Here is an 18,170-nt window from a genome sequence, read left to right as displayed (position 1 = left end):
GCTTGCATTTTAAGCTGATATATAACGTCCTGTAGCGTCTGCTAATGAATGTTGATATGAATTCCTCGAAGGATACTTCTTTGTCCGAAACTACAAAATCGTTCACCGCTGATTCTTTGTTAGAATCGTTGCTCATTCTTGTGCGTGCACATCAAATGAATGCCAGTGCGGAAACGCTGATTGCAGGCTTGCCATTAGTTGCCCATCAACTGACCCCATCGTTATTTGCGCGCGCGGCCAAGCGTGCGGGCTTTACCAGCAAGCTCGTGCAGCGCGATCTCCGCTCCTTAAATTCAGCACTTTTTCCTGTGGTTTTGTTGTTGCAGGACAACCAGGCTTGTATGTTATTTGGGCTGGATGAGTCCACGCAAGAGGCGCGAGTTGTGTTTCCTGACTTGGGTGATGCGCCAGTGTCACTGCCGATTGCGGAAGTGACGGAGCGCTATACTGGCCGTGCAATTTATGCGCGCCCAGAGGAGCGCTTAGATGCGCGCGCGGCAGATGTCGGTAAGCGCCACACGGGTCACTGGTTTTGGAGTGTGATCGCCGATCATAAGTACCTCTATAAAGATGTATTGCTCAGTGCGCTTTTGATCAACTTTTTTGCGTTAATCGCGCCGCTCTTTGTGATGAATGTGTACGATCGTGTGGTACCCAACCATGCGACTGACACTCTGTGGATTTTAGCCCTGGGCATGTTGATTGCCATGAGTGCTGATTTTGCGTTGCGTTTGATGCGTGCCTGGTTTGTGGATTTAGCAGCAAGTCGTGTTGATGTAACACTTTCGGCCACGATTATGGAGCGGGTGCTGGGCATGAAAATGTCTGAGCGTCCTGCATCTGTCGGCTCTTTTGCCGCGGGCCTTCAATCGTTTGAATCGGTGCGCAGTTTTATCAGTTCTGCCACGATTCTTGCCCTAGTGGATTTACCCTTCGTATTTTTATTTATGATGGTCATTTTAATCATCTCTTGGACGCTGATGATTCCTATCGTTATAGGCGTGCTGTTGGTGGTTATTTACACCCTCGCGGTACAGCATAAAATGCACATGCTCACTGAAACCTCCATGCAGGCTTCAGCGCAGCGCAATGCAACCTTGGTGGAAAGTTTGAGCAGTATTGAAACGCTCAAAACCTTGGGTGCTGAAGGTCGCATGCAAATGTTGTGGGAAAAGTCGACGCTGATGCTGTCGCGCATCGGGGTGAAAATGCGCTTGCTCTCCGGCTCTGTTTCAAGCTCCACACTATGGGTGCAGCAGGCGGTATCCGTGGTGGTTATTATTTTGGGTGTCTATGAAATTATTGCGGGCAATCTCACCCAGGGTGGTTTGATTGCTACTTACATGTTGGCGGCGCGGATCATGGCCCCCGTAGGTCAAACGGCGGGGTTATTATTGCAATACCATTCAGCGGCTACGGCATTGCAGTCGCTCAACAGTATTATGGATAAACCCATCGAGCGGCCTGCAGATGCCAATTGGATTAGTCGCCCGCGCTTAAGTGGCGCTATCGAGTTTAAACAGGTGAGCTTTTCTTATCCGCAAGATGAGCGAGAAGTCTTGCGCAGTATTTCGATCGCGATAAATCCCGGCGAACATATCGCCATCTTGGGGCGCAATGGCTCCGGAAAAACCACCTTAGAGAAAATGATTGCGGGTTTGTATGCGCCTAGCGCGGGCAGTCTTTTGCTTGACGGTATTGATATTCGACAGCTGGATCCTGCAGAGCTGCGCCGCAACCTGGGTTATGTATCGCAGGACATAAATTTATTTTTCGGCACACTGCGTGACAACATTGCGATGGGCAGTACCGGCGTGAGTGATGCTGAAATTTTGGAGGCGGTGCGCCTCAGCGGTTTAACAGAATTTGTGAATTCCCATCCTATGGGGTTGGCCATGCCTGTGGGTGAGCGCGGGCATTTGTTATCGGGTGGCCAGCGTCAATGTGTTGCTATAGCGCGCGCGCTTTTAAGCGATCCATCTATCTTGTTGATGGACGAACCCACGGGCTCCATGGATCACTCCAGTGAAGAAGAGTTTAAACGGAATATTGCGGAGTACAGCCAAGGTAAAACTCTGCTGGTGATTACCCATCGCACGTCATTATTAGAGCTCGTTAAGCGCATTATTGTGATAGATGGCGGCAAGATTGTGGCCGATGGCCCCAAAGAACAAGTGGTTGAAGCGCTGCGTCAAGGTCGTATTGGGAGGGCTAATTAATGGCTGCTGCTGAACAGCGACTGTTTGAAAAACTCGGTCGGTGGCTGGCGCGCTTCGGCGCGCCCGCCAGTCGCTTTATGGACAGGTTATATAAGCGTTGGCTGCAGCCTTTGAGTGATCAATCGCAAGATTGGGTAACCGATTCCGACTGGGCACGCTTACAGCAAGAGCCGGTGCGTGCGCGGCTCATGCTGCGCTTTATGGTGCTGGTGGTTTTGCTCCTGTTGATCTGGGCGGCCTTTGCGCCGCTTGATGAGGTTGCACGCGGTGAGGGCAAGGTTATTCCCTCCTCGCAACTGCAAGTGATTCAATCATTTGATGGCGGCGTAGTTGAGAAAGTGTTAGTGCACGAAGGGCAAATAGTGGAAAAGGGCGATTTGTTGTTGCGCATCGATCCCACGCGTTTCATTTCCAGCTTTCGCGAAAATCGCGCCGAAAATTTCGGCCTGCAAGCGCGTGCGGTGCGCTTACAAGCCTTGACCTCCAAAGCAGAATTTACCTTACCTCAAACACTGTTGGATGCAGCGCCCGACATAGCCGAGCATGAACGCAGATTGTATTTTTCCAATATTAAAGAGTTGGATGAGCAAATGTCGATTGCGCGCAGCCAATTGGAACAGCGGCAAGAGGAGTTAAATGAGGTTCGTGCCAAGCTTACTCAGGCAACGCGCAGTTTGGAGTTAACGACACAAGAGTTAAATGTCACGCGCCCCTTGCTCGCCAGTGGCGCTATTTCTGAAGTGGAAATTTTACGTTTGGAAGGTGAGCTTGCACGCGCTAAGGGCGAGCGCGAGCAATCGCTGTCGCAGGAGTCGCGCTTAGTGTTAGCGGTTGAAGAATCAGCCGGAAAGCTGCGCGAAACTGAATTGATGGTGCGCAATAAGTGGCGCGGTGAACTGTCTGAAGTGCTCAATAAAATAGCCTCCTTGGCAGAGAGCAGTACTGGTCTTGCGGATCGGATTAAATATGCAGAAATTCGTGCACCGGTGCGCGGTACTGTACAGCGATTATTTACCAATACCGTGGGGGGCGTTGTGCAGCCGGGGCATCAGGTGTTGGAGTTGGTGCCACTGGATGATCAGCTACTTATAGAGGCTAAGGTATCGCCTAAAGACATCGCGTTTTTACATCCTGGTCAAGAAGCCATTGTGAAATTTACCGCTTATGATTTTGTGGTTTATGGCGGTCTTAAAGGAACACTAGAGCATATTAGTGCCGATACCATTACCGATGAAAAAGAGCGCACATTTTATTTGGTGCGAGTGCGTACCGAGCGTGCGGGTTTTAATCCTAAGCTGCTCATAATGCCCGGCATGACAACCCAAGTAGACATACTGACAGGTAAAAAGACCGTGCTCTCCTATCTTCTTAAACCCTTGCTTAGGGCCAAACAAAACGCTATGACTGAGCGATGAGCACACATTTTTTTATTGCACCTATTGAGACCTTCTCGCCGCGTTGGCGCGAAGCCTTTCCCGCTGCAGTGCTCGTGGCGGAAGCACCTGGCGTGCTTATGGAAGGGGATTATGTGTGGCTGCTGCTGTCGTCTACTCAGGGTGCTGAACAAATTGTACGTTTAACCAATATAGGTATGCGGGTTATTGCCATGACGGCCGTCGAAAGCCCAGCACAAGCACAGCAGGCCTTGGCGGCTGGTGCTGTGGGTTATGTACATTATCTCGCTGTGCCCGCCGTGTTAACCCAAGTTGCGCAAGTAGTGGCGGCAGGCGGTTTGTGGTTGGGTGCAGAATTGATGCGGCAACTGGTATTGGCCACCGTTAAGCGGCTACCGGTAACTCCAACAGCGGCAGAAAATGCATTGGATGTATCCAGTTTGACACCGCGTGAGCTTGCCGTAGCCGAGCTAGTGGCTGCGGGTAAGTCAAATAAAGAGGTGGCACGCGAACTGGGTATTACCGAGCGCACTGTGAAGGCTCATTTGGGCGCTAGCTTCACCAAACTAGAAGTGCGCGATCGTTTGCAGCTTGCGCTAATTTGGGCGGGTAAAACGCAGGCCTAACTAGCGCCTAATTCTTTATGCGTGTTATACCCAGTTATTGATGGCTATTTAATTCTCACCCAGTGAGAGATAAATGCAGCGCCTGTTTTCCTCCACTCTCTACTATCCCTTCTTGTCGATTCCCTTTTGTCAGTTTTTTTGCTTTAGCGCTTCTTATTGTCCAATGGTCCAATGGCGTTAATATCATCTTTCACTAGACTTCAGCCTAAGTAAATTTTTTTATTGAGCCACCTGTTTTTATCCCCTTTGGAGCTAAGTATGAGTAACCCTGTTGCCACAGTTGCATTTTTACAAGGACAAGCTTGGGCTAAAAGCCCTGACGGGAGTTTGCGTCCCTTAACGGTGGGCAGTGTGCTCCAAGATAATGAGATCGTGGTAACGGCTGAAGGGGCGAGGGTCGAGCTGGATCTGGGCAACAGTGAATTTGTGACAGTGCAAGGTGGTCAAGAATTGGGCATGAGCCCTGACCTCAATACAGATACGGCGACAAATATAGATGAAGCCCTGCTGAGTGATGCCAGTGTGCAAGAGGCGCTAAAGGTATTGGAAGAAGGTGGTGACCTTACTGAAACCTTGGAGGAGACTGCTGCAGGTTTAGGGGGCGGTGCCGGCGGTGGAGGTCACGATTTTGTGCGTTTGGCGCGCATTGTGGAATTAACGGAGAATAATAACTACAGCTTTCAAACTGAGGCTGAATCGGCGGCCGATGCCGAACTGCGCAGCGGCACGATTAATCATGCCCCCTTAGTAACAGATCAGGCCTTAGAAGGCGCTGAGGACACCACTATAAGTGGCAGAATTCTAGCGACGGATGTCGAAAAAGGCGTATTGATTTATGAAGTAGAGCAGGGGCCTACATCGGGAACCTTGCAATTAGATAGGGCCACCGGCCAGTTTATTTATACCCCGACAGCCGACTACAACGGTCCGGATAGTTTTGTTGTTACCGTCATTGATGACCATGGCAATCGCACCAGCAGCCGAATTGATTTGACCATAACACCGGTCAATGACGCGCCCGTTAGCAGCGATCAAAACCTCACTACCTTGGAAGATACGCCTGTTGATGGTCAAGTCGTGGCGACTGATATCGAGAACGATACTCTCAGCTACGTTGTTTCCAGTCCTGCGGCTAATGGCACTGTCAGCCTTGATGCGGCGACAGGGGTTTTCACTTACATCCCCAATGCGGATTACAACGGCAGCGATAGTTTTATCGTCACCATTGATGATGGCCAAGGGGGCACTACTACTAGCAAGATTACAATAGGTGTTATTCCGGTCAATGATGCGCCTGTCAGTGCGGATCAAAATCTCACCACTCCAGAAGATACGCCGCTAGATGGCCAAATTAACGCGAGCGATATCGATAAGGATGTTCTGAGCTATAGCATATCTAGCCCCGTTACCCACGGCACCGTGAGTCTCAATCCTGCAACCGGTGCCTTTACCTACACACCCAATGCCGACTACAACGGTAGCGACCGCTTTGTAGTTACTATCGACGACGGACAGGGCGGCACTACGACCAGCACCGTCAATATCGGTGTGACCCCGGTGAATGATGCGCCCGTCAGCGCGGATCAAAACCTCACTACACCCGAAGATACCTCGCTCGCTGGCCAAGTAGTTGCACGTGATGTAGATGGCGACACATTAAGCTACAACCTGTCTACGCCTGTGACGCATGGCACGCTCATTCTCAATGCCACTACCGGTGTTTTTACCTATACCCCCAATGCTAACTACAACGGCAGTGATCGTTTTGTGGTGACAATTGACGATGGGCAGGGTGGTACCACGACCAGTACGATTAATATTGGTATTACGCCTGTTAATGATGCGCCCGTCAGCGCGGATCAAAATCTTATTACACCGGAAGATGTGCCGATCAATGGGCAAGTTGTGGCGAGTGATGTGGATGGCGATGCGCTTAATTACAGAGTCACCACCATCGCAGCCAATGGCACAGTGAGTTTAAATGCGGCTACCGGGGCCTTTGTTTATTCCCCCAATGCGAATTTCAATGGCAGTGATCGCTTCGTGGTAACGGTTTCTGACGGCAACGGTGGCGTCACCTCGAGTACGATTAACATAGGCGTTACTCCCGTAAACGATGATCCGGTAGCGAATAATCTCAGCCTAACCACACCTGAAGATACGGCGGTGAGTGGTGCGATCAGTGCGAGTGATGTTGATGGAGATAGTTTGACCTACAACGTTATTGGTGCGGGCCCAAGTAACGGTAGCCTCAGTTTTAACAGCAGTACGGGCGGCTTTGTTTATACCCCTAATCATACTTACACTGGGAGCGACAGCTTTCAGGTTCGCGTCAGTGACGGCCAGGGTGGATCGACAACGAGTACTGTTTCAATCGGTGTAACCCCTGTTAGTGACCCCGTAGTAAATAGCATCACCAGCCCAAGTGCGATAGAAGGCGCCGACCTTAGCTATAGCGTCACCTTGAGCCGCGCGACCACGAACCCACTTAGTTTGCCCTACAGTCTCGGCGGTGGTAGTGCGATTGCAGCTGACTACGGCACCCCGACCTTCAGTAACGGCGTTACCTTAGTAGGCGGCAATCTCATTATTCCAGTAGGTGTGGCCAGCTTCAGTGTCACTGTGCCCACGGTGGATGATGTGCTCAGCGAATCCACCGAAACCCTGCCCTTGATCATTGGCGGCGTGACCGGCACCGGCAGCATCACCGACAACGATGGCACCCCAAGCCTGAGTATTAATAACATCAGCGTAAATGAAGGGGCGGGCACGGCAACCTTTACCGTCACACTGTCGAGTGCCTCCAGCCAAGCAGTCAGTGTCAATTACGCTAGTAGCAACGGCACCGCCACCGCCGGTAGCGACTACACCGCCGTTAACGGCACCCTCAACTTCGCGGCGGGTGATCTCACCAAAACCATCACCGTGCCTATTACCGATGATAGCCTCGCTGAAGGCCCCGAGAACTTCAGCATCACCTTAAGTACCCCGAGCAATGCCACCCTTGGCACCGCTGTGGGTACCGGTACTATTGTCGATAATGATGGCGCACCAAGCCTCAGCATCAACAACATCAGCGTGAACGAAGGCGCGGGTACCGCGACTTTCACGGTCACCTTATCCGCCGCTTCAGGCCAAGCGGTTACGGTCAACTACGCCAGCAGTAACGGCACCGCCACCGCCGGTAGCGACTACACCGCCGTTAACGGCACCCTCAACTTCGCGGCCGGTGATCTCACCAAAACCATCACCGTTCCGATTAGCGATGACAGTCTGTTCGAGGGTAATGAAAACTTCACCATCACCTTAAGCGGTGCCAACAACGCTAGCATCGCCACGGCGACCGGCACGGGCACCATTGTCGACAACGACAGCGCGCCCACGGTCAGCAGCATCAGCAGCCCCACGGTGGTAGAAGGTGCGGACTTGGTCTACAACATCGCACTCAGCAACGCGTCGACGACCACCACTACCTTGGCCTACACCTTAGGCGGCGGCAGCGCGAGCGCCGCAGACTATGGCACCCCGACCTTCAGCAACGGCGTCACCTTAGTGGGCAGCAATCTGCTCATTCCCGCGGGCGTCACTACCTTCAGCGTCACAGTGCCCACGGTCGATGATGTGCTCAGCGAACCCACCGAAACCCTGCCACTGATCATTGGCGGCGTGACCGGCACCGGCAGCATCACCGATAACGACGGTGCGCCAAGCCTCAGCATCAACAACATCAGCGTGAACGAAGGCGCGGGTACCGCGACTTTCACGGTCACCTTATCCGCCGCTTCCGGCCAAGCGGTTACGGTCAACTACGCCAGCAGTAACGGCACTGCCACTGCAGGCAGCGACTACACCGCGGTCAACGGTACGCTCAACTTCGCCGCGGGTGATCTCACCAAAACTATCACCGTTCCGATTACCGACGACACCATTTTTGAAGGCCCAGAAAACTTCACCATCACCTTAAGCGGTGCCAACAACGCTAGCATCGCCACGGCGACCGGCACGGGCACCATTGTCGACAACGACAGCGCGCCGACGGTCAGCAGCATCAGCAGCCCCACGGTGGTAGAAGGTGCTGACTTGGTCTACAACATCGCCCTCAGCAACGCCTCGACCACGACCACCACCTTGGCCTACACCTTGGGCGGCGGCAGCGCGAGCGCCGCAGACTATGGCACCCCGACCTTCAGCAACGGCGTCACCTTAGTGGGCAGCAATCTGCTCATTCCCGCGGGCGTCACTACCTTCAGCGTCACAGTGCCCACGGTCGATGATGTGCTCAGCGAACCCACCGAAACCCTGCCACTGATCATTGGCGGTGTGACCGGCACGGGCAGCATCACCGACAACGACGGTGCGCCAAGCCTCAGCATCAACAACATCAGCGTGAACGAAGGCGCGGGTACCGCGACCTTCACAGTGACTCTGTCGGCGGCTTCCGGCCAAGCAGTCAGCGTCAACTACGCCAGCAGTAACGGCACCGCCACCGCCGGTAGCGACTACACCGCCGTTAGCGGTACGCTCAACTTCGCCGCGGGTGATCTCACCAAAACCATCACCGTTCCGATTAGCGATGACAGTCTGTTCGAGGGTAATGAAAACTTCACCATCACCTTAAGCAGCGCCACCAATGCCAGCATCGCCACGGCGACCGGCACGGGCACCATTGTCGACAACGACAGCGCGCCGACGGTCAGCAGCATCAGCAGCCCCACGGTGGTAGAAGGTGCTGACTTGGTCTACAACATCGCCCTCAGCAACGCCTCGACCACGACCACCACCTTGGCCTACACCTTGGGCGGCGGCAGCGCGAGCGCCGCAGACTATGGCACCCCGACCTTCAGTAGTGGCGTCACCTTAGTGGGCAGCAATCTGCTCATTCCAGCCGGTGTCACTACCTTCAGCGTCACAGTGCCCACAGTGGATGATGTGCTCAGCGAACCCACCGAAACCCTGCCACTGATCATTGGCGGCGTGACCGGCACCGGCAGCATCACCGACAACGACGGTGCGCCAAGCCTCAGCATCAACAACATCAGCGTGAACGAAGGCGCGGGTACCGCGACTTTCACGGTCACCTTATCCGCCGCTTCCGGCCAAGCGGTTACGGTCAACTACGCCAGCAGTAACGGCACTGCCACTGCAGGCAGCGACTACACCGCGGTCAACGGTACGCTCAACTTCGCGGCCGGTGATCTCACCAAAACCATCACCGTTCCGATTACCGATGACAGTCTGTTCGAGGGTAATGAAAACTTCACCATCACCCTAAGCGGTGCCACCAATGCCAGCATCGCCACGGCGACCGGCACGGGCACCATTGTCGACAACGACAGCGCGCCGACGGTGAGCAGCATCAGCAGCCCCACGGTGGTAGAAGGTGCGGACTTGGTCTACAACATCGCCCTCAGCAACGCCTCGACCACGACCACCACCTTGGCCTACACCTTGGGCGGCGGCAGCGCGAGCGCCGCAGACTATGGCACCCCGACCTTCAGCAACGGCGTCACCTTAGTGGGCAGCAATCTGCTCATTCCCGCGGGCGTCACTACCTTCAGCGTCACAGTGCCCACGGTCGATGATGTTCTCAGCGAACCCACCGAAACCCTGCCACTGATCATTGGCGGTGTGACCGGCACGGGCAGCATCACCGACAACGACGGTGCGCCAAGCCTCAGCATCAACAACATCAGCGTGAACGAAGGCGCGGGTACCGCGACCTTCACAGTGACTCTGTCGGCGGCTTCCGGCCAAGCAGTCAGCGTCAACTACGCCAGCAGTAACGGCACCGCCACCGCCGGTAGCGACTACACCGCCGTTAGCGGTACGCTCAACTTCGCCGCGGGTGATCTCACCAAAACCATCACGGTTCCGATTACCGATGACAGTCTGTTCGAGGGTAATGAAAACTTCACTATCACCCTAAGTGGCGCCACCAATGCCAGCATCGCCACGGCGACCGGCACGGGCACCATTGTCGACAACGACAGCGCGCCCACGGTGAGCAGCATCAGCAGCCCCACGGTGGTAGAAGGTGCTGACTTGGTCTACAACATCGCCCTCAGCAACGCCTCGACCACGACCACCACCTTGGCCTACACCTTGGGCGGCGGCAGCGCGAGCGCCGCAGACTACGGCACCCCGACCTTCAGCAATGGCGTCACCTTAGTGGGCAGCAATCTGCTCATTCCCGCGGGCGTCACCAGCTTCAGCGTCACAGTGCCCACAGTGGATGATGTGCTCAGCGAACCCACCGAAACCCTGCCGCTGATCATTGGCGGCGTGACCGGCACGGGCAGCATCACCGACAACGACGGTGCGCCAAGCCTCAGCATCAACAACATCAGCGTGAACGAAGGCGCGGGTACCGCGACCTTCACGGTCACCTTATCCGCCGCTTCAGGCCAAGCGGTTACGGTCAACTACGCCAGCAGTAACGGCACTGCCACTGCAGGCAGCGACTACACCGCGGTCAACGGCACGCTCAACTTCGCGGCCGGTGATCTCACCAAAACTATCACCGTTCCGATTACCGACGACACCATTTTTGAAGGCCCAGAAAACTTCACCATCACCTTAAGCGGTGCCAACAACGCTAGCATCGCCACGGCGACCGGCACGGGCACCATTGTCGACAACGACAGCGCGCCGACGGTCAGCAGCATCAGCAGCCCCACGGTGGTAGAAGGTGCTGACTTGGTCTACAACATCGCCCTCAGCAACGCCTCGACCACGACCACCACCTTGGCCTACACCTTGGGCGGCGGCAGCGCGAGCGCCGCAGACTATGGCACCCCGACCTTCAGCAACGGCGTCACCTTAGTGGGCAGCAATCTGCTCATTCCCGCGGGCGTCACTACCTTCAGCGTCACAGTGCCCACGGTCGATGATGTGCTCAGCGAACCCACCGAAACCCTGCCACTGATCATTGGCGGTGTGACCGGCACGGGCAGCATCACCGACAACGACGGTGCGCCAAGCCTCAGCATCAACAACATCAGCGTGAACGAAGGCGCGGGTACCGCGACCTTCACAGTGACTCTGTCGGCGGCTTCCGGCCAAGCAGTCAGCGTCAACTACGCCAGCAGTAACGGCACCGCCACCGCCGGTAGCGACTACACCGCCGTTAGCGGTACGCTCAACTTCGCCGCGGGTGATCTCACCAAAACCATCACCGTTCCGATTAGCGATGACAGTCTGTTCGAGGGTAATGAAAACTTCACCATCACCTTAAGCAGCGCCACCAATGCCAGCATCGCCACGGCGACCGGCACGGGCACCATTGTCGACAACGACAGCGCGCCGACGGTCAGCAGCATCAGCAGCCCCACGGTGGTAGAAGGTGCTGACTTGGTCTACAACATCGCCCTCAGCAACGCCTCGACCACGACCACCACCTTGGCCTACACCTTGGGCGGCGGCAGCGCGAGCGCCGCAGACTATGGCACCCCGACCTTCAGTAGTGGCGTCACCTTAGTGGGCAGCAATCTGCTCATTCCAGCCGGTGTCACTACCTTCAGCGTCACAGTGCCCACAGTGGATGATGTGCTCAGCGAACCCACCGAAACCCTGCCACTGATCATTGGCGGCGTGACCGGCACCGGCAGCATCACCGACAACGACGGTGCGCCAAGCCTCAGCATCAACAACATCAGCGTGAACGAAGGCGCGGGTACCGCGACTTTCACGGTCACCTTATCCGCCGCTTCCGGCCAAGCGGTTACGGTCAACTACGCCAGCAGTAACGGCACTGCCACTGCAGGCAGCGACTACACCGCGGTCAACGGTACGCTCAACTTCGCGGCCGGTGATCTCACCAAAACCATCACCGTTCCGATTACCGATGACAGTCTGTTCGAGGGTAATGAAAACTTCACCATCACCCTAAGCGGTGCCACCAATGCCAGCATCGCCACGGCGACCGGCACGGGCACCATTGTCGACAACGACAGCGCGCCGACGGTGAGCAGCATCAGCAGCCCCACGGTGGTAGAAGGTGCGGACTTGGTCTACAACATCGCCCTCAGCAACGCCTCGACCACGACCACCACCTTGGCCTACACCTTGGGCGGCGGCAGCGCGAGCGCCGCAGACTATGGCACCCCGACCTTCAGCAACGGCGTCACCTTAGTGGGCAGCAATCTGCTCATTCCCGCGGGCGTCACTACCTTCAGCGTCACAGTGCCCACGGTCGATGATGTTCTCAGCGAACCCACCGAAACCCTGCCACTGATCATTGGCGGTGTGACCGGCACGGGCAGCATCACCGACAACGACGGTGCGCCAAGCCTCAGCATCAACAACATCAGCGTGAACGAAGGCGCGGGTACCGCGACCTTCACAGTGACTCTGTCGGCGGCTTCCGGCCAAGCAGTCAGCGTCAACTACGCCAGCAGTAACGGCACCGCCACCGCCGGTAGCGACTACACCGCCGTTAGCGGTACGCTCAACTTCGCCGCGGGTGATCTCACCAAAACCATCACGGTTCCGATTACCGATGACAGTCTGTTCGAGGGTAATGAAAACTTCACTATCACCCTAAGTGGCGCCACCAATGCCAGCATCGCCACGGCGACCGGCACGGGCACCATTGTCGACAACGACAGCGCGCCCACGGTGAGCAGCATCAGCAGCCCCACGGTGGTAGAAGGTGCTGACTTGGTCTACAACATCGCCCTCAGCAACGCCTCGACCACGACCACCACCTTGGCCTACACCTTGGGCGGCGGCAGCGCGAGCGCCGCAGACTACGGCACCCCGACCTTCAGCAATGGCGTCACCTTAGTGGGCAGCAATCTGCTCATTCCCGCGGGCGTCACCAGCTTCAGCGTCACAGTGCCCACAGTGGATGATGTGCTCAGCGAACCCACCGAAACCCTGCCGCTGATCATTGGCGGCGTGACCGGCACGGGCAGCATCACCGACAACGACGGTGCGCCAAGCCTCAGCATCAACAACATCAGCGTGAACGAAGGCGCGGGTACCGCGACCTTCACGGTCACCTTATCCGCCGCTTCAGGCCAAGCGGTTACGGTCAACTACGCCAGCAGTAACGGCACTGCCACTGCAGGCAGCGACTACACCGCGGTCAACGGCACGCTCAACTTCGCGGCCGGTGATCTCACCAAAACCATCACCGTCCCGATTACCGATGACAGTCTGTTCGAGGGTAATGAAAACTTCACCATCACCTTAAGCGGTGCCAACAACGCTAGCATCGCCACGGCGACCGGCACGGGCACCATTGTCGACAACGACAGCGCGCCGACGGTGAGTAGCATCAGCAGCCCCACGGTGGTAGAAGGTGCTGACTTGGTCTACAACATCGCCCTCAGCAACGCCTCGACCACGACCACCACCTTGGCCTACACCTTGGGCGGCGGCAGCGCGAGCGCCGCAGACTACGGCACCCCGACCTTCAGTAACGGCGTCACCTTAGTGGGCAGCAATCTGCTCATTCCAGCGGGTGTCACTACCTTCAGCGTCACAGTGCCCACAGTGGATGATGTGCTCAGCGAACCCACCGAAACCCTGCCGCTGATCATTGGCGGCGTGACCGGCACGGGCAGCATCACCGACAACGACGGTGCGCCAAGCCTCAGCATCAACAACATCAGCGTGAACGAAGGCGCGGGTACCGCGACCTTCACGGTCACCTTATCCGCCGCTTCAGGCCAAGCGGTTACGGTCAACTACGCCAGCAGTAACGGCACTGCCACTGCAGGCAGCGACTACACCGCGGTCAACGGCACGCTCAACTTCGCGGCCGGTGATCTCACCAAAACCATCACCGTCCCGATTACCGATGACAGTCTGTTCGAGGGTAATGAAAACTTCACCATCACCTTAAGCGGTGCCAACAACGCTAGCATCGCCACGGCGACCGGCACGGGCACCATTGTCGACAACGACAGCGCGCCGACGGTGAGTAGCATCAGCAGCCCCACGGTGGTAGAAGGTGCTGACTTGGTCTACAACATCGCCCTCAGCAACGCCTCGACCACGACCACCACCTTGGCCTACACCTTGGGCGGCGGCAGCGCGAGCGCCGCAGACTACGGCACCCCGACCTTCAGTAACGGCGTCACCTTAGTGGGCAGCAATCTGCTCATTCCAGCGGGTGTCACTACCTTCAGCGTCACAGTGCCCACAGTCGATGATGTGCTCAGCGAACCCACCGAAACTCTGCCACTGATCATTGGCGGTGTGACCGGCACCGGCAGCATCACCGACAACGACGGTGCGCCAAGCCTCAGCATCAACAACATCAGCGTGAACGAAGGTGCGGGTACCGCGACCTTCACAGTGACTCTGTCGGCGGCTTCCGGCCAAGCAGTCAGCGTCAACTACGCCAGCAGTAACGGCACCGCCACCGCCGGTAGCGACTACACCGCCGTTAACGGTACGCTCAACTTCGCCGCGGGTGATCTCACCAAAACCATCACCGTTCCGATTAGCGATGACAGTCTGTTCGAGGGTAATGAAAACTTCACCATCACCTTAAGCAGCGCCACCAATGCCAGCATCGCCACGGCGACCGGCACGGGCACCATTGTCGACAACGACAGCGCGCCGACGGTCAGCAGCATCAGCAGCCCCACGGTGGTAGAAGGTGCTGACTTGGTCTACAACATCGCCCTCAGCAACGCCTCAACCACGACCACCACCTTGGCCTACACCTTGGGCGGCGGCAGCGCGAGCGCCGCAGACTATGGCACCCCGACCTTCAGTAGTGGCGTCACCTTAGTGGGCAGCAATCTGCTCATTCCAGCCGGTGTCACTACCTTCAGCGTCACAGTGCCCACAGTGGATGATGTGCTCAGCGAACCCACCGAAACCCTGCCACTGATCATTGGCGGCGTGACCGGCACCGGCAGCATCACCGACAACGACGGTGCGCCAAGCCTCAGCATCAACAACATCAGCGTGAACGAAGGCGCGGGTACCGCGACTTTCACGGTCACCTTATCCGCCGCTTCCGGCCAAGCGGTTACGGTCAACTACGCCAGCAGTAACGGCACTGCCACTGCAGGCAGCGACTACACCGCGGTCAACGGTACGCTCAACTTCGCGGCCGGTGATCTCACCAAAACCATCACCGTTCCGATTACCGATGACAGTCTGTTCGAGGGTAATGAAAACTTCACCATCACCCTAAGCGGTGCCACCAATGCCAGCATCGCCACGGCGACCGGCACGGGCACCATTGTCGACAACGACAGCGCGCCGACGGTGAGCAGCATCAGCAGCCCCACGGTGGTAGAAGGTGCGGACTTGGTCTACAACATCGCCCTCAGCAACGCCTCGACCACGACCACCACCTTGGCCTACACCTTGGGCGGCGGCAGCGCGAGCGCCGCAGACTATGGCACCCCGACCTTCAGCAACGGCGTCACCTTAGTGGGCAGCAATCTGCTCATTCCCGCGGGCGTCACTACCTTCAGCGTCACAGTGCCCACGGTCGATGATGTTCTCAGCGAACCCACCGAAACCCTGCCACTGATCATTGGCGGTGTGACCGGCACGGGCAGCATCACCGACAACGACGGTGCGCCAAGCCTCAGCATCAACAACATCAGCGTGAACGAAGGCGCGGGTACCGCGACCTTCACAGTGACTCTGTCGGCGGCTTCCGGCCAAGCAGTCAGCGTCAACTACGCCAGCAGTAACGGCACCGCCACCGCCGGTAGCGACTACACCGCCGTTAGCGGTACGCTCAACTTCGCCGCGGGTGATCTCACCAAAACCATCACCGTTCCGATTAGCGATGACAGTCTGTTCGAGGGTAATGAAAACTTCACCATCACCCTAAGCGGTGCCAGCAACGCTAGCATCGCCACGGCGACCGGCACGGGCACCATTGTCGACAACGACAGCGCGCCCACGGTGAGCAGCATCAGCAGCCCCACGGTGGTAGAAGGTGCGGACTTGGTCTACAACATCGCCCTCAGCAACGCCTCAACCACGACCACCACCTTGGCCTACACCTTGGGCGGCGGCAGCGCGAGCGCCGCAGACTATGGCACCCCGACCTTCAGCAACGGCGTCACCTTAGTGGGCAGCAATCTGCTCATTCCCGCGGGCGTCACTACCTTCAGCGTCACAGTGCCCACAGTGGATGATGTGCTCAGCGAACCCACCGAAACCCTGCCACTGATCATTGGCGGCGTGACCGGCACCGGCAGCATCACCGATAACGACGGTGCGCCAAGCCTCAGCATCAACAACATCAGCGTGAACGAAGGCGCGGGTACCGCGACTTTCACGGTCACCTTATCCGCCGCTTCCGGCCAAGCGGTTACGGTCAACTACGCCAGCAGTAACGGCACTGCCACTGCAGGCAGCGACTACACCGCGGTCAACGGTACGCTCAACTTCGCCGCGGGTGATCTCACCAAAACCATCACCGTTCCGATTAGCGATGACAGTCTGTTCGAGGGTAATGAAAACTTCACCATCACCTTAAGCAGCGCCACCAATGCCAGCATCGCCACGGCGACGGGCACGGGAACTATTATTGATAATGATCTTGACCCATTAAATCACGCGCCTAAGGCTGTGAATGATCCAACTACTACGCCCTACAATATTAATTTAGGGAATACATCTACCGACTTTTGGGGTGCTCTCACAGCGAAAGGCGTAAATTTAGCTTTTTATAAGGCTAATGGCTCTGTGGGTGCGATGTTCGAGCGGGCAAGTGATCACGCCATTGGTGTTGCCACAACACCCAGAACAGTTCCCGGTACCAGCGTCGCTGATCAAATTGAATACGATCAAACCACGGGTAAGTCGGAAGCGATTGTGATGAACTTTACCAAGGGAGCCTTGAGTCAAGCCACTTTCTCGGTCAGTAATCTTTTTCCCGGTGAAAATGGTGGTGAGATGGGGGCTTGGGAGGTGTCTTACCAAGGAGTCATTATCGCTGCTAATACTTTCCGTCTTACGGGTACCAGTGATAAGGGAACCTTTACGATTGATACCGGTGGTAGGGTTTTCGATAGTGTTAAATTCACGGCGTTGAATACCAATAACGGTACTGGTGATGGAGGCGACTATTTCATCACCAATTTTGTGGGTTCAGGCCCTGGCACCACTACCGGTAGCTATGTTGTCAATGAAGGTGGCACAAGTGTTGTGGGCAGTACGAGTAGTGTTCGTTTATTGGCAAACGATACGGACGCTGATGGCGACACACTAAAAGTGACGCATATTAATGGCAATCCCATTACCGAAGGCCAATCGATCTCCTTACCTAGCGGTGCGACCTTAGTTATACATACTGATGGTAGCTTTAGTTATGCCACTAACACAGCCTATGATTATTTAAATGCGGGGCAGCTAGCCACAAACAGTTTCACGTACAGCATATCTGATGGTAGAGGTGGAGTTGATACAGCTACAGCAACTATGACCATTGTGGGGGCAGGCCCAGCGCTCTCTACTACGGGTACCAGCGGTAATGACACTATCGTTGGCACGAGCGGCGCCGATTTAATTATCGGTGGTGCTGGTAATGACTCTCTCACAGGGGCACTTGGTGCTGATACGTTTAAGTGGAGCTTGGCGGATAAAGGGTCAGTAGGAGCACCTGCAACAGATACTGTGATCGATTTTAGTAATGCCCAAGGTGATGTGTTACATCTCTCGGAGTTATTACAGGGCGAAAATTCAGGTAACTTAACGAATTATTTGCACTTTACTTACAATGCAACGGCTAACTCTACCACTATAAGTATCAGCAGTTCTGGCGCTTATGGGGCGGGTGGGTATAGCGCTGCATTAACGGATCAAATCATAGTGCTCAATGGTTATAGCACCTCTGGCTCAGATACCGATATCATCAACCAATTAAAAGCGGCGGGGCGCTTGATAACGGATTAAATCATTATCAATGCCTATCATCTTATTGTGGATGATAGGCCCCCATT

4 protein-coding genes are annotated in these 18,170 nt (G+C 56.1%); all 4 read left to right on the top strand.

Features of this window, described 5'->3' with window-relative positions; genetic code table 11:
- Positions 1-80 precede the first annotated feature (80 nt).
- The 4 genes from AC0KUT_RS12945 to AC0KUT_RS12930 all read left to right on the top strand — a co-directional run bounded on the left by AC0KUT_RS12945 (position 81) and on the right by AC0KUT_RS12930 (position 18,123).
- Positions 81-2,219, top strand: a complete 2,139-nt coding sequence (locus tag AC0KUT_RS12945; protein ID WP_488830487.1) for a type I secretion system permease/ATPase — start codon at positions 81-83, stop codon at positions 2,217-2,219.
- Positions 2,219-3,634, top strand: coding sequence for an HlyD family type I secretion periplasmic adaptor subunit (locus tag AC0KUT_RS12940; RefSeq protein WP_488830485.1), 1,416 nt, complete (start codon positions 2,219-2,221; stop codon positions 3,632-3,634). Before AC0KUT_RS12945 ends, AC0KUT_RS12940 begins: the two co-directional genes overlap by 1 nt.
- Positions 3,631-4,239 carry a response regulator transcription factor gene (locus tag AC0KUT_RS12935; RefSeq protein ID WP_488830482.1) on the top strand — a complete coding sequence of 203 codons (609 nt, stop codon included), beginning with the start codon at positions 3,631-3,633 and terminating at the stop codon, positions 4,237-4,239. Before AC0KUT_RS12940 ends, AC0KUT_RS12935 begins: the two co-directional genes overlap by 4 nt.
- 258 nt (positions 4,240-4,497) lie before the next feature.
- Positions 4,498-18,123 (top strand): retention module-containing protein, encoded by a 13,626-nt coding sequence (locus AC0KUT_RS12930; RefSeq protein ID WP_488830480.1) that lies wholly within the window; start codon positions 4,498-4,500, stop codon positions 18,121-18,123.
- Positions 18,124-18,170: the final 47 nt, after the last annotated feature.

It is taken from the genome of Cellvibrio sp. 25HG11W-0 (assembly GCF_057815475.1).
Note: the sequence above shows the minus strand (reverse complement) of the source record. Positions and strands in the feature narration are given on the sequence as shown.

Bases quoted from the DNA above. Each gene is read 5' to 3' on its own strand.
- AC0KUT_RS12940 (WP_488830485.1), top strand. From the start codon at position 2,219: ATGGCTGCTGCTGAACAGCGACTGTTTGAAAAACTCGGTCGGTGGCTG.
- AC0KUT_RS12935 (WP_488830482.1), top strand. From the start codon at position 3,631: ATGAGCACACATTTTTTTATTGCACCTATTGAGACCTTCTCGCCGCGT.
- AC0KUT_RS12930 (WP_488830480.1), top strand. From the start codon at position 4,498: ATGAGTAACCCTGTTGCCACAGTTGCATTTTTACAAGGACAAGCTTGG.